The 13,396-nt window shown below is 36.0% G+C and carries 14 protein-coding genes; 11 read left to right on the top strand and 3 right to left on the bottom strand.

The window, feature by feature from the left end; genetic code table 11:
* Positions 1 to 39 precede the first annotated feature (39 nt).
* The 3 genes from OL225_RS03455 to OL225_RS03465 form a co-directional block, all read right to left on the bottom strand.
* Positions 40 to 432 carry a four helix bundle protein gene (locus OL225_RS03455; protein WP_047378539.1) on the bottom strand — a complete coding sequence of 131 codons (393 nt, stop codon included), beginning with the start codon at positions 430 to 432 and terminating at the stop codon, positions 40 to 42.
* A gap of 59 nt (positions 433 to 491) precedes the next feature.
* The gene (locus OL225_RS03460) at positions 492 to 962 is read right to left on the bottom strand and encodes a DinB family protein (RefSeq protein WP_264517280.1); all 471 of its coding nucleotides are present in this window, start codon (positions 960 to 962) and stop codon (positions 492 to 494) included.
* 264 nt (positions 963 to 1,226) lie between these two features.
* The gene (locus OL225_RS03465; RefSeq protein ID WP_264517281.1) at positions 1,227 to 2,561 is read right to left on the bottom strand and encodes a peptide-N-glycosidase F-related protein; all 1,335 of its coding nucleotides are present in this window, start codon (positions 2,559 to 2,561) and stop codon (positions 1,227 to 1,229) included.
* Between the two features lie 236 nt (positions 2,562 to 2,797).
* Here OL225_RS03465 and OL225_RS03470 point away from each other — a divergent pair, with 236 nt between their 5' ends.
* From OL225_RS03470 to OL225_RS03520, 11 genes are all read left to right on the top strand, one after another.
* Positions 2,798 to 4,105, top strand: coding sequence for a hypothetical protein (locus OL225_RS03470; RefSeq protein WP_264517282.1), 1,308 nt, complete (start codon positions 2,798 to 2,800; stop codon positions 4,103 to 4,105).
* A gap of 288 nt (positions 4,106 to 4,393) precedes the next feature.
* Positions 4,394 to 5,398, top strand: coding sequence for an AAA family ATPase (locus OL225_RS03475; RefSeq protein WP_047378533.1), 1,005 nt, complete (start codon positions 4,394 to 4,396; stop codon positions 5,396 to 5,398).
* Entirely contained in the window at positions 5,398 to 5,856 is a 459-nt protein-coding gene (locus OL225_RS03480) for a GNAT family N-acetyltransferase (RefSeq protein WP_264517283.1), read from the top strand. Before OL225_RS03475 ends, OL225_RS03480 begins: the two co-directional genes overlap by 1 nt.
* Positions 5,857 to 5,953: 97 nt before the next feature.
* Positions 5,954 to 6,817: a DUF58 domain-containing protein gene (locus OL225_RS03485; RefSeq protein WP_047378531.1), complete on the top strand. Its 864-nt coding sequence runs from the start codon at positions 5,954 to 5,956 to the stop codon at positions 6,815 to 6,817.
* A gap of 56 nt (positions 6,818 to 6,873) precedes the next feature.
* On the top strand, positions 6,874 to 7,770 hold the full coding sequence (locus tag OL225_RS03490; protein ID WP_264517284.1) for a BatD family protein: 897 nt from the start codon (positions 6,874 to 6,876) through the stop codon (positions 7,768 to 7,770).
* Complete coding sequence (locus OL225_RS03495) at positions 7,763 to 8,755, top strand: VWA domain-containing protein (protein ID WP_264517285.1); 993 nt, start codon at positions 7,763 to 7,765, stop codon at positions 8,753 to 8,755. The genes OL225_RS03490 and OL225_RS03495 overlap by 8 nt, the downstream gene beginning before the upstream one ends.
* A complete protein-coding gene (locus tag OL225_RS03500) occupies positions 8,755 to 9,762 on the top strand; it encodes a vWA domain-containing protein (RefSeq protein ID WP_264517286.1) in 1,008 nt (335 codons plus the stop codon). Before OL225_RS03495 ends, OL225_RS03500 begins: the two co-directional genes overlap by 1 nt.
* Positions 9,763 to 9,861: 99 nt before the next feature.
* Complete coding sequence (locus OL225_RS03505) at positions 9,862 to 10,599, top strand: tetratricopeptide repeat protein (protein WP_052184829.1); 738 nt, start codon at positions 9,862 to 9,864, stop codon at positions 10,597 to 10,599.
* A complete protein-coding gene (locus OL225_RS03510; protein WP_264517287.1) occupies positions 10,599 to 12,338 on the top strand; it encodes a BatD family protein in 1,740 nt (579 codons plus the stop codon). Before OL225_RS03505 ends, OL225_RS03510 begins: the two co-directional genes overlap by 1 nt.
* A gap of 44 nt (positions 12,339 to 12,382) precedes the next feature.
* On the top strand, positions 12,383 to 12,985 hold the full coding sequence (locus OL225_RS03515) for a MarC family protein (protein WP_047378524.1): 603 nt from the start codon (positions 12,383 to 12,385) through the stop codon (positions 12,983 to 12,985).
* 5 nt (positions 12,986 to 12,990) lie between these two features.
* Positions 12,991 to 13,191, top strand: coding sequence for a hypothetical protein (locus tag OL225_RS03520; protein ID WP_047378522.1), 201 nt, complete (start codon positions 12,991 to 12,993; stop codon positions 13,189 to 13,191).
* Positions 13,192 to 13,396 lie beyond the last annotated feature (205 nt).

Here is a 13,396-nt window from a genome sequence, read left to right on the forward strand (position 1 = left end):
AGTTTAAAGTTCAAAGTTTAATGTTTAAAGTTTTGAAATTCAATTTTTGTACTTTGTTCCTTTTAAATCTGTTGTATTTAAATATTTTATAAATGAGCTGATCTTTTTACTTAATGTTTCTGTCTGCTCAATTAATGTTTCAAATTTTTCCTGAGAAATAAAATTTCTATCAAAAACCCGATACAATTGTGATCTGGTTTCTCCACAGGACGCTTTCGCAATAGAAAGGAATTGTATAAATTCTCTATTACCGTTTCTTTCAAATCCTTCAGCAATATTATCCATTACTGAGCCTGAAGATCCATCAATTTGATTACAGAGTTTAAAGTTATTCTTAAGGTTGGTAGATGCTATGATGTCATAGATTTCATTACAAAGTTGTCGGGATAACTTCCATATCTCTAAATCCTCAAATCTATTAATAGTTCCCATAACTTTAAACCTTAAACCTTAAACCTTAAACCTTAAACCTTAAACCTTAAACCTTAAATCTAATACTTCTCTCCTAAAATTGCTCTTTTCTGTGCCATCACATATCCATAGTGAAGGCTTTCATGCATATTGTTGAAGATAATAGCATCCTGGATGCTTTTCAGATCCATCCCGAAACTTGTTGTGTAAGGAGTGTAGTCTGAGAAAAAATCACTGTCATAATCCTTCATTAAAATCTTTGAAGTTTCTGTAAGTAAAAATTCTAAATCTTCCACTTCTGATTTCTGAACATTCAAATTCGGTAAAGTTCCTTTCTTGTATGTTTCAATCCAATACTTATCAATACGGAAAGGATTTCCGCTTAGGTAATAATGCAAAAGCTGTTGTGTAGCAACAGTATGAGCAATATTCCAGTAAATATTATTGTTGAAACCATCCGGAATCAGAATCAGATCTTCATGAGATGTATTCTGAAGGAGGTCTAAAAGGTTCTTTCTTACCTGTCTGTGCGCTTGAAAATGATAATTCATTTTGCAAAATTTTTAATCACCAAAAATAGTTTAATAAACTGGAAATGACAATTTTTTTGAGTAAAGGATTGAAGTTAAAATTTTTTAACTATTCAGAAAAAGGATAGATTTAGGTTATTTTTCTAAAGATTTTTATCTTAATCATGGTGTTTTTTAGTCTAATTTTACAAAACGTACAAGGTGTATATCAGCATAAAGCCTTCCAGTGAAAAGATTCAGGAAGGCTTTAATGGTTCTGTTTATGATATGATTTTACAGGCAGTTTTATTTTTTGATGATTTTATGTTTAAATGTGGTTCCGTCTTTTAGAACAATATTTAAAAAATAAATTCCTGTACTGTATGATGAAAGATTTATCTTATTTTCTTTATAAGTTTCTGTAAGTTTCCTTCCTTCTGCGTTGAAGAGGCTTATTGAGGTTACATCTGTTTTTGATCTTATGTGTACAAAGTCAGAAGTGGGATTAGGATATATGTTTACATCTACTGTTCTGATATCTTTTACATTTAAGGCTGCATTGCTTTTACCCTGCATGTAAACTGATAGCATGACATCTCCCTGTTGCTGGTTGAAAACAGCTGTTGGGATTGTATGTTTCAGAATGTGATTGCCTGCAGCTAAGCTAGGAAGTGTAAATTCTCTGATAGGAACTGCATTTCCGGGACACCAGTTATTCCATGAAGTCCAGTCTGCAAAAGTTTTAGGAGTAGATCCATAGATTCCGTTTCCCTGGGTGTTATATACCCGGTACGGTTCACATGAAATCCCTCCCGGAGTATAAGTGAGTACCTGTACGTCGTCTACATAGGTGTAGTTTTGTCTTCTGATATATTCTTCACCACCACTGTTAGCACCATGAGGGGTAGATATTACAAAAAATCGGGCATTAGTAACAGGATCAGGCAGATTAAAAGTTACAATTCTAACAGTTTCTCCGGTAACATCGGTACCGTTATAGTTGTTGAGTTTATTATAGCTTAATATAGGTACGAGACTGTTGGTATCTGTAGGGGTTGCTCCTGTATCCGTTGAGAAAAAAGTAAGAGTTCCTGAAAAAACATCAATTCTATTTGAGCAGCCTGAAACCTGGGTTTGAGCAGCATAAGGAACCCCGAAAACATCAAGTTCCACATAGAGATCATAGGCGTTACGTAATGCTGTATCATGAAAAACACTGTAAAGATTACTGACATCATAAGTATATGGAACTTCTGAAGGGGTTTTATTTTTATTCATGAACGGGGTAATATACCTTCCTATCTCAATTCTTCTGACATTCGTATCGTTAATGGTGTAAGTAGACTGATTTTTAGGAACCATCGCTAAAAAGACTTCTCCCAGGCGGTCATAATTATCACACAATGCAGCTATTGTTACCCGCATAGCTATCTTGGCTTTGAAAGAGTCTAGTTCGGCATCTGTAAGTTTTCTTGTATATCTGGCATTATTTAATCTGGTCAGGCCGCTTGGAACGGGGTTGGATACCGTAGCTGCATAACCATCGTAATAAACAGCATCTGAAATCACATTGGTCATCGTTGTTTGTGATAAAGCCAGATTTGCTATAAAAATACCTGAAAAAAATAGCCTTTTATACATAGATTGATGTTTAGTGTAAATATATTAATTAAGTATTAAAATTACTTTTAATTTCTTTTGTTTTTATGATTAGTGATGTTTTATTGATAAATATTGACTTTTTTTAATTTTTAAATATGTTTTTGTTTAATTAATTTATTTGTATTAAATCATATGATTTAAAATATTTTTTTATTGTTGTATTCATAGTATTTATTATTAAATTAGCATGGCAATTGAGATTAATGTTATTAATAATGAAAAGAATTTTACTTTTAATTTTGTTTTTTGTAGTGGTGGGAGTGGATGCTCAGATCAATATCAATATTGGAGCTCCGAATGTAGGGACAGCACCTGTAAGTAGTTTTTTCTCTTATTCCTATGTGCAGCAGATCTATCCTAAACAGGAAATAAATGCCAATGCTGCAGGTAATATTACAGGTCTTACATTTTATGTAGATCCATCGTCAACTATTACAGAATCTTCAAACTGGACTGTTTACCTTGGTCATACATCGAAAACATCATTTTCTTCTGGTACAGACTGGATTCCTGCTTCACAACTAACACAGGTATTTACAGGAACTGTAGTTAAGAATAATAATAAAGTTCAGGTGATTTTCACGACGCCTTTTGCTTATAATAATATTGATAATCTGATTATTGCTGCAAAAGAAAATTCTCCGAATGTCGATATTAATAATTTCGATGAAGCTTTCCATGTCTATACTCATATTCCCAATTCAACTCTCTACTATAAAGGAGATCGTAATGTAGTAGATATTTCTGCTCCTCCGGGTGGAATAAGAGCAGATTATAAATCAGCAGTCACTATTTCAGGGCTCACGTCAAGTGCTGGTCCTGCCTGTCCTTTTATTATGTATCCTGCCAATAACACTCAAAATGTTTCCTTGTCTCCTAACATCACCTGGTTTCCTGTTTCGGGAGCAGATTCTTATAAAGTTTCAATAGGGACAAGTCCGGGAAGTGCTAATATTGTTAATCAGCAGGTGGTATCCGGAACAGCCTTTTCACCTTCGGCAGCTCTTGCTACAGGAACAACTTACTATTTGAAGATAACGGCTGTTTCTGCTAATGTTGAATCCTCCGGATGTTCAGAATTTGTTTTTAAAACGGTTCCTGCAGTACCCGCTAATGATGCATGCTCGGGAGCTTTGATTGCATCCGTATTTCCTTACAGCTATACTCAGGATGATGCTGTGTCTGCCACTAATAATTCAGGAAATATAAGTGTATGTACCAGTAATGGTGATACGGGAATGAATGATGGAACATGGTTCAAGCTGGTTGGAGATGGAAGTCAGTATACGATTAAAGTAGCAATGCCTTCCGGAAGCAGTTTTGACCCTCAAATTGGAGTGTATAGCGGAAGCTGCAGCAATCTGGCATGTACAGGTACAGTAGATAACGGTGGAGGTGGTACCGCAGAAACCCTTACAATTACTACTGTATCAGGGACTGATTATTTTATAAATGTTGGAGCTTATGATGATACAACAGATGCTCCTGAAAATACATTTACGATCACAGTAACCAAACTTTAAAGTGTTTGATACTTAGATTTTGAACAAAAATTGAGATGATAAATCAAAAGTGTTGTGAAAGTAATTTTGCAGCACTTTTTTATATGAATAATGACAAAAAAGGCCTGGTAAATCTATGAAAATAACTAGGATATATGGATTTGTTTATAGACAGAAAATTCAGCATTATAGCCTTAAATATCACGGTAATCCCGGAATATTTAACAAACTTTAACTCAAAAATGGCATTTATTGTGTTGATTAATGCAAGTATTTATCAGAAATTTACCACTTATTTTAAATCAAGCTATGTCAGAGATATATCAAGCTGAAGATATCCGCCAATTGACGGAAAAAGTAAAAGAAAAAAATTACTTATTTTCTCTTCTGAGACAGGAAATCAACAAAGTTATTATTGGACAGGATTACATGGTAGACCGTCTTTTGGTTGGGCTTTTGGGAAATGGTCACGTTCTTCTTGAAGGAGTACCGGGATTGGCCAAAACCCTTGCCATAAAAACGTTGGCAGATGCTGTTCATGGTGAGTTTTCAAGGATTCAGTTTACTCCGGATTTGCTTCCTGCAGATGTAGTAGGAACTATGATTTATAATATCAAAGACAATGATTTTTCTATAAAAAAGGGTCCTGTATTCGCGAATTTCGTATTGGCGGATGAGATCAACCGTGCGCCGGCAAAAGTACAGTCGGCTCTTTTGGAGGTCATGCAGGAAAAACAGGTGACAATTGGTGATGAAACGATGAAGCTTCCAAAGCCGTTCCTTGTATTGGCAACCCAAAACCCGATTGATCAGGAAGGTACCTATTTGCTGCCTGAAGCACAGAGTGACCGTTTTATGTTGAAATGTACCATAGATTATCCTTCTTTTGAAGATGAAAGACAGGTAATGAGAATGGTTTCAACTTCGCATCAGCCGGCTGTGAAACCTGTGATTTCCCTTCAGGACATTGTAGATGCAAAAGAATTGATCAACCAGATTTACCTGGATGAGAAAATTGAAAAATATATTCTGGATATGGTATTTGCAACGCGTTATCCAGAAAATTACGGTCTTTCTGAACTTAAAAACTATATCAGCTTTGGAGCTTCTCCAAGGGCATCCATTAACCTTGCCATCGCTTCAAGAGCATACGCATTCTTAAAAGGAAGAGCGTTCGTGATTCCTGAAGATGTAAAAGCATTGGCAAAAGACGTATTGAGACACAGAATTGGCTTGACTTTCGAGGCCGAAGCAGAAGAAGTTTCATCAGAAGAAATCGTTAATAGAATTTTAGCAAAAATCCAGGCACCATAATGAGTGATGTACTAATTAGAAAAGCAGTTCTGGAGGACTGTGCTTCCATGCTGGATTTAATTAAAGAACTGGCGGAATACGAAAAAGCACTTCATGAAGTAACGGTGACGCTGGATGAATTTATTCAGGATGGTTTTGGAAATTCTCCGGTCTGGGGAGCTTTTGTTGCGGAATTTGAAGGTGAAATCGTTGGGATATCACTGTATTACGACAGATACTCAACATGGAAAGGAAGGAGGTTGTATCTTGAAGATCTCGTTGTGACAGAAAGGCTCAGAGGAAAGCAAATTGGAAAAATGTTGTTTGATGCAACACTGGAATATGGAAAATCCAACAATTATAGCGGAATGGTGTTCCAGGTATTGAACTGGAATGAGCCAGCCATCAATTTTTATAAAAAATACAGTCCGAAGTTTGATAATGAATGGTTGAATGTATCTATTGAACTTAAAAAGTAGAAACTAAAAAGTATAGTTGTAAACCACGTATCACGTAGCTCGTTTACCTCGAAACTTTAAACCTCAAACTTTGAACCATAAACCTTGAACTCGTCCTATGCAGATAAAAGATATTGTAAAAAAAGTAAAGCAGATTGAAATCCGTACCAGAAAAAAGACGGAGGCTGCTTTGATGGGGCAATATCACAGTGCTTTTAAAGGGCAGGGGATGACGTTCTCAGAAGTTCGTCCTTACCAGTTTGGAGACGAAATCAGAAGAATCGACTGGAATAAAACTGCGCGGTTCCGCGAGCCATTTGTAAAAGTAATGGAAGAAGAAAGGGAGCTGACGATGATGATTCTTGTTGATATTTCCGCTTCTATGGATTATGGTACGAAAGTCCAGCTGAAAAGAGAATATGTAGCCGAAATAGCAGCAAGCCTTGGATTTTCAGCAGCCGGTAACAATGATAAAGTAGGATTGATCCTGTTTGCTGATAAAGTATATAAAGTAATTCCTCCTCAGAAAGGAAGAAAACATATTCTTTCCATTATCAGTAATATTCTGACTGCAGATTATGTTCCGGCAGAATCCAGAATAGACAAAGCGATGGAATATATGATGGGAATTTTCAAAAGGAAATCCCTGGTTTTTCTGTTTTCAGATTTTGGAGATGAATATGATTCCAAAATGCTGAGAGTGGCTTCGAAGAAACACCAGCTGTTGGGAATGAGGATTTATGATGAAAAAGATAATGAAATTCCCGATGTAGGATATGCCCGTTTACTGGATGTGGAAACCGGAAAAGAAATATGGGCCAATACTTCCAGTGCAAGATGGCGGTATACCTTTGCTGAAGCTCAAAAACAAAAGCTGAGAGCTCTGGAAGAAGATTTTGCCAACAGCTCTGCCAGTTTTATGAATATCAATACCGGTTCAGATTATTCAAAATTATTGTATAATTACTTTCAGAAAAAATAACACAGGGCTCAGCCCATAACTAAAAACATCAGGCACTTGCCTTTATTATTTTAACATTGAGAAAAATACTTTTAATATTATCTTTTCTGATCTGTGCGAATGCTTTTTCACAGATATTATCCTCTAACGTAGAAAAGAAAACCCTGGCTCTTGGGGAAACCAATCATATTACTATAAAGATTGACAATCTTAATGAGCAGCAGGTAACTTCCGCTCCGAAAAATGAACTGCTCCCTTTTCACTTTGAAGAAACTAAGGACAGTATAGGGCAGACGGCCAATTCTTACGAAAGAAAAATTGAATTTGCTGTTTTTGATGAAGGGAAGTTTACCATTCCAGAACTGGAATTCAAAGTAGGGGATAAAGTACTTAAAACCATTCCTTATGAAATAGATGTCATTAATACTGCTCAAAAGGCAGATCAGATCAATGATATCATGAAGAATAAGCAGGTGAAACTTGATGCTAAAGATTATTGGGAGCTTTATAAGTTTTATATTCTGGCAGCGCTTGCAGGTATTGCCATAATCATTGCAATTATTATGATTGTAAAGTGGGGCAGGAAATCCAAAAGTTCTCCGGTAGTAGCTACCAATCAGACATTGAAAGAACTTGACTCTCTTAAAAAGAAAAAATATATTGAAGGAGGAAACTTCCGTTCGTTCTATGTTGAACTGATTGATATTTCCAGAACATTCATTACGAAACAATATCACCTTCCCGCAGATGTTCTTCTTACGGATGACCTTATTGATGTCATGAAAAAGAACAATACAATTTCGCAGGACAATGAAAAAATAATAGAGGATGTATTCCTGAGAGGAGATCTGGTAAAATTTGCCAAAACATTTCCGGATCAAAATACAATGGAGACTGATTTTGCCAACATCAGAGATTTTGTGAAAAGATCATCCAAAGATTTAGAATTTGAAAACTTAAGAAAGGATGTTTAATTTTGAGTTTTACAGCCCGTGGTTCTTATTGCTTTTTCTGCTGTTTATCCCACTTTTTATTAAAGATGCCGGGCGACGGAAAAGAAAAGGTATAAAAGTGCCTACCATAAAAAATATGGATCACAGCGATGGAATCCAGGGCGTACTTTTTTTACTGAAAATCTCAAAGTATATCATTCTTGCTGCTTTGATTATTGCCATGGCAAGACCAAGAACTTTTACGGTTTCTCAAGACAGGGATGATACGAAAGGTGTGGATATTATGCTGTCTATTGACGTTTCTTTAAGTATGCTCGCTAAAGATCTGAATCCGGACAGAATCACCGCATTGAAAGATATTGCCGTGAAATTTGTTCAGAAACGTCCCAATGACAGGATTGGAGTGGTTGCATATGCTGCAGAAGCCTTTACCAAAGTTCCGGTTACGTCAGATCACCAGGTGGTAATTGATGAAATTAAAAACCTGAATTCTGCAGGTCTTGAACCAGGGACAGCTATCGGAGAAGGCCTTTCCGTTGCAGTAAATCATTTGATTAAAAGCAAAGCTAAAAGTAAGGTGGTGATCCTGATGACAGATGGGGTAAGCAATATTCAGAATGCTATTCCTCCACAGGTTGCTGCTGAACTGGCAAAAAATAATAATATAAAGGTATATGCAATCGGAATCGGGACCAATGGGTATGCTCTGATGCCGACATCACAGGACATTTTCGGAGATCTTATCTTTACGGAAACCGAGGTGACCATTGATGAAAATACCTTGAAAGAAATTGCACAGACTACCGGAGGTAAATACTTCAGAGCAACCTCAAACAGTAGTCTTGAAGAAATATACGATGAAATCAACCAGCTGGAAAAATCTGACGTGAAAGTTTCCAAACTGTACAATTATGAAGAATATTTCAAAATATTCCTTTGGATTGCTTTGGGAATGCTGGTGTTTGATGCATTGTTGAGATGGGTGTTTTATAAAATTTTAAGCTGATGAGTTGGTCTTTAGGAAATTATTGGTATTTATTTTTACTGTTGCTTCTGCCGCTGTTAGCTTCCTTTTTGATCCGTTTCTTAAAATGGAGGAATAAGAAAAGGGAAATTTTTGCATCCAGCCAGTTTCACGATAATTTATTTGAAAAGAGGTCAGGATTTACCAGGTTTTTTCCTGCTTTATATCTATTAGGAACATTGTTTTTGATATTCTCCATCATTGACCTTTTGAATGGTTCGGAAGAAGTGAAAAGTACTCAGAAACTGAACAATGTGATCTTTATGCTGGATGTATCCAATTCTATGAATGCTGAGGATATAGACCCTAGCCGTCTTACAGAGGCTAAAAACCTGATGACAGCTACCATGAAGAAAATGAATAATGATAAGGTAGGTATTGTCATCTTTGCCGGACATGCAATGTCTATTATGCCTCTTACCACAGATTATAATTCTGCAGAAACTTATATCAGCGGGATTGAAACCAATTCTATGCAGATTCAGGGGACGGATTTTCTGAAAGGCATGCAGGCTGCTGCTGATAAATTTAAAAATGTAAGCAAAGGATCCAGAAAAGTGATTTTGCTGAGTGATGGTGAAGATAACGAAGGAAACGATAATGCAGCGATAAGACTGGCAAATAAGGAAGGTATAAGCATTACTTCTGTAGGAATCGGTACAGATGAAGGAGCTCCGGTTCCGGAATATGTATTCGGGCAGCTGATGGGGTATAAAACAGATGTGAACGGAGGAACAGTGATTTCAAAGAGACAGACTGAAGCTTTAAAGAAAATGGCAGAGTCTACGGACGGAACTTATATTGACGGCAATAATATCAATGAAGCTCCGGAGAGAATTGTGGATGCAGTCAATAAAAAGGCTGCAGGAGCAGAAACCATGGTGAAATCCCAGAATGCCAATCATTATTATCAATATTTTCTTGGAGTGTCTATTCTGTTTTTCTTTTTAATTTATATTTTTAATCCGAAAAAGGATCTTAATGTGTAGATTTCCTCTTTATATAGAAGTAATTCTACAAGTACTTTAACCGAATTTTAACAAATAAAACTCTGTTTCTTAACATATAAAGGAATAATTTTGCAAGTGATGAATACTAAAATCATATTTTTATCGTTTATTGTTGCCATCTCATTCTCAGGCTTCTTGTTTGGGCAGGAAAACTACAGGAATTTAGTTCATGAAGGCAACCAGAAATTTGACGGTAAAGATTATGATGGAGCCTCCTCAAAATATATGGAAGCAATAAAATCTAATGATAAAGATTTTACTGCTCATTATAATATGGGGAATGCATTATATAAAAGTAAAAAATACGAAGAGGCAAAGGCAGAGTTTGAAAAAGCAGAAAAACTTTCACAAACACTTCCTGATAAGACTGCCGCTCTTCATAATCTAGGGAATGCTTATATGCAGATGAACCAGCCGGAAAAAGCTGCTGATTTTTATAAGAAAGCTTTGAAGCAGGATCCCTACAGTGAGGTAACCAGAAAAAATTACGAGATTGCCAAACTGAAAGAGAAAGAAAAAGAACAACAAAAGAACCAGCAGAACAACTCAGGAAAAGGTGGCGGCGGAAATGATCAGAACAAAGGTGATGATCAGAAAGGCGACAAAAAACAGGATCAGGGAAATGGCCCGCAAAACGAAGGTAAAAGCGACCAAGGTGATAATCCTAAGCAAAATCAGAATAATGAAGGCAGAATGCCTAAGAATCTTGAAAATGCGATCTTAGATAAAATAAACGAAAAAGAAAAAGAAACCGCCAGAAGAATTTTAAACAAAAATTCTTATTCGATGCCTGAAAGCAACGAGAAAGATTGGTGATGCAACACAAATTGATTTACATATTGCTTACCCTCGCATCCGTAATTACTTACGGACAGGTAAATCTTACTCTGGATGCTGATAAATCTGAGTATGGAGGGAAAGATATTGTAAACCTTACCATTGTTCTTGAACTTAACGGAAGTGACCTTGTACAACAGACGGGTTTTCAGCTTCCGGATCTTTCAAAATTTAATATCATAGGAAGCGGATCTGTTACCAATACCGTAATTGATCCTGCTACCAATACTTTAATTACCCAAAAAGTATCGAGAATTGCTCTTGAACCTAAGAAAAAAGGAAAAATAAAAATCGGTTCAGTTCTGGTGACGGTCAATAACAGAATCTACAAAACAGAACCTTTCGATGTTAATATCCGTGATATTGTTGATAGAAGATTATTAGCAGCCAATACATCCAATGATGTTTATCTGAATATGGAGATTGATGACCGGGAAGTCTATCAGGATCAGCCTACCGTTGCTGTTCTTAGAGTATATTCAAGAAATATGGATAACCTGAGAAAGGTAAAAAATATCCATCTTCCTCAGCAGGATAATATCAACGTACATCCTATCAATTTTGATAAATCTGAGATAGATCCGTCGGGATATGGGAATATGCCTTCACAGGTTCTCGCTATGTTTATGGTATTTCCTAATGAAGCCGGATATGTGGAAGTACCTGGCGTATCTGCTTCTGTGAGTACTTATTCTAATAAAGCCAAAATTGTTTCCAATAAAGTAAAAATCAATGTAAGAAAGCTTCCGGAAGGAGCTCCTGAATGCTTTAAAAATGCAGTTGGAAACTTTAATGTCAACGTATATAATGCTTCCAAAGAAAAACCGGAAGCAAAAAAACCATTAAATGTTGTAGTAAAAGTTTCGGGTGAAGGTAATTTACCGGATATGGAACTTCCTAAAATTGCTACATCTCCGGACTATGAAGTTTTTCCTCCGAAAATTACCTCCAAAGTTTCTCCCGGAACCGCAGGAATGAAGGGGGAGATTCTGGCTAATTATGTCATTATTCCCAAAAAAGCTGGAGTAATTTCTATTAAAACGGAACAGTTTGCTTTCTTTGATCCTGAAAACAAAGAATATGTAGATCTGGGACAAAAAACGCTGGATCTGAATGCTTTTTCTCATGATCAGATTCTTGAAGCCCGTTCTACGGTAGAAAAGGTAAATGAATATACCAATAACCTTCTGGAGACGGTGAATACTCCTGTTTTAAAAACCACTTCATTTAAAGTAAAAGAAAAAAGTAAATTCCATTGGGATATCCTTTTAACGAATATTGCCATTTTGATAAGCTTATTTGTTGCTTATCTGTTATTTAAAAATTGGCAAAAAAAACGTACATTAGTTAGGGAAACTGTACCGTCAAAACCTTTAGGTTCAGTGGCTGAAACAGAAAAAGAGATCAGAGAATTGCTGAAAACAGATATCAATGATTATTTCGGATATCTGGAAAATCTTAAAGATAACGGTGAGTACGAAAAGTTCTTTACGACATTGGAGGAATTGGATCAGGAAGTGAGAGGTCAGTATTTTCAAGGCTCTGCAGCAGAGTTTAAGACTTTTCTTGAAAAACACAAAGGCGCTTCAGTTGCAGAAGAATATAATAAATTGCAGCAGAAAGTTCAGATGGAGAAATACAATCCTGTGAAATCTGCTGATGCACTTGAAGAACTTTTGAAAACAATTGTTAATTTGTACTCGCAAATTAGCAAATAGTCAGTTTATTTTCATATTTTTGCGAAATTTTTAATTACAAAGAGATGGAAATTTTTGATGGTTTCTCTTTTAAAGAGATCGTTACCAGCTTTATGGTTCTTTTTGCCGTTATCGATATTATCGGCTCAGTTCCCATTATAGTAAGTCTTCAGCAGAAGTTTGGACAGATTGAGGCTGGGAAGGCTGCAATCACTGCTGGTGCTATTATGATTGTTTTCCTTTTCGTAGGAAATAAGATCCTTAAACTTATTGGAGTAGACGTAAATTCTTTTGCCATTGCCGGTGCTTTTGTGATTTTTGTCATAGCCCTGGAAATGATTTTAGGAATTGAAATTAATAAAACAACTGAAGCAAAGGCCGCATCTATTGTACCCATCGCATTTCCGCTGGTTGCAGGAGCTGGAACTTTAACCACAGCCCTATCTCTGAGAGCTGAATTTCATGATATTAATATTATCTTCGGAATTATTCTTAATACAATTTTCGTATATTTGGTGCTGAAATCAGCGAAATGGTTGGAGAGAAAAATTGGGGATGCTACTTTGATGATCCTTCAGAAAGTTTTCGGAATTATCCTTTTGGCAATTTCAATTAAATTATTCACCGCAAATTTTGCCCAGCTGGTGCAGAATTATATTAATTTTTAAGAGTCATGAAGAAGTTTTATAAAGTATTTTTAGTACTGTTCATCGTATTCATCACCATCAATCTTTATGCTATCAACTGGCAGGCGACAGATATCTTAGGAGATGAAGATAACGTTAGGTTTGCATTCTCAGCTGGAGCTGCTGCAATAGGTCTTATCCTGCTTTTCGTAATGGATACATGGAGTAGAATCGGTTTAAAGAAATAATTGAATATTTCATTATAAGATATAGCCTCTTTCGTTTGAAGGAGGTTTTTTGTTTTATTAGGTGGTGGGGAAAAGGTGATAGATGGTAGGTAGCAGGGGTTGGCTGCCATTAGATTTCAATACTGTTTTTTTGTATCAATAGGAACGGACTTTAGTTCGTTTAAAAAATATAGGCACTCAAATATAGGCTTTAGCCAAAACCTAA

The sequence above is a fragment of the Chryseobacterium viscerum genome, assembly GCF_025949665.1.
Classification (GTDB): domain Bacteria; phylum Bacteroidota; class Bacteroidia; order Flavobacteriales; family Weeksellaceae; genus Chryseobacterium; species Chryseobacterium viscerum_A.

What these genes read in the sequence shown, in the direction of transcription:
- OL225_RS03460 (WP_264517280.1), bottom strand. Translation starts at nt 962, where the DNA reads ATGAATTATCATTTTCAAGCGCACAGACAGGTAAGAAAGAACCTTTTA.
- OL225_RS03455 (WP_047378539.1), bottom strand. Translation starts at nt 432, where the DNA reads ATGGGAACTATTAATAGATTTGAGGATTTAGAGATATGGAAGTTATCC.
- OL225_RS03500 (WP_264517286.1), top strand. Translation starts at nt 8,755, where the DNA reads ATGAGTTGGTCTTTAGGAAATTATTGGTATTTATTTTTACTGTTGCTT.
- OL225_RS03520 (WP_047378522.1), top strand. Translation starts at nt 12,991, where the DNA reads ATGAAGAAGTTTTATAAAGTATTTTTAGTACTGTTCATCGTATTCATC.
- OL225_RS03510 (WP_264517287.1), top strand. Translation starts at nt 10,599, where the DNA reads ATGCAACACAAATTGATTTACATATTGCTTACCCTCGCATCCGTAATT.
- OL225_RS03480 (WP_264517283.1), top strand. Translation starts at nt 5,398, where the DNA reads ATGAGTGATGTACTAATTAGAAAAGCAGTTCTGGAGGACTGTGCTTCC.
- OL225_RS03485 (WP_047378531.1), top strand. Translation starts at nt 5,954, where the DNA reads ATGCAGATAAAAGATATTGTAAAAAAAGTAAAGCAGATTGAAATCCGT.
- OL225_RS03465 (WP_264517281.1), bottom strand. Translation starts at nt 2,561, where the DNA reads ATGTATAAAAGGCTATTTTTTTCAGGTATTTTTATAGCAAATCTGGCT.
- OL225_RS03515 (WP_047378524.1), top strand. Translation starts at nt 12,383, where the DNA reads ATGGAAATTTTTGATGGTTTCTCTTTTAAAGAGATCGTTACCAGCTTT.
- OL225_RS03470 (WP_264517282.1), top strand. Translation starts at nt 2,798, where the DNA reads ATGAAAAGAATTTTACTTTTAATTTTGTTTTTTGTAGTGGTGGGAGTG.
- OL225_RS03475 (WP_047378533.1), top strand. Translation starts at nt 4,394, where the DNA reads ATGTCAGAGATATATCAAGCTGAAGATATCCGCCAATTGACGGAAAAA.
- OL225_RS03505 (WP_052184829.1), top strand. Translation starts at nt 9,862, where the DNA reads ATGAATACTAAAATCATATTTTTATCGTTTATTGTTGCCATCTCATTC.
- OL225_RS03495 (WP_264517285.1), top strand. Translation starts at nt 7,763, where the DNA reads ATGTTTAATTTTGAGTTTTACAGCCCGTGGTTCTTATTGCTTTTTCTG.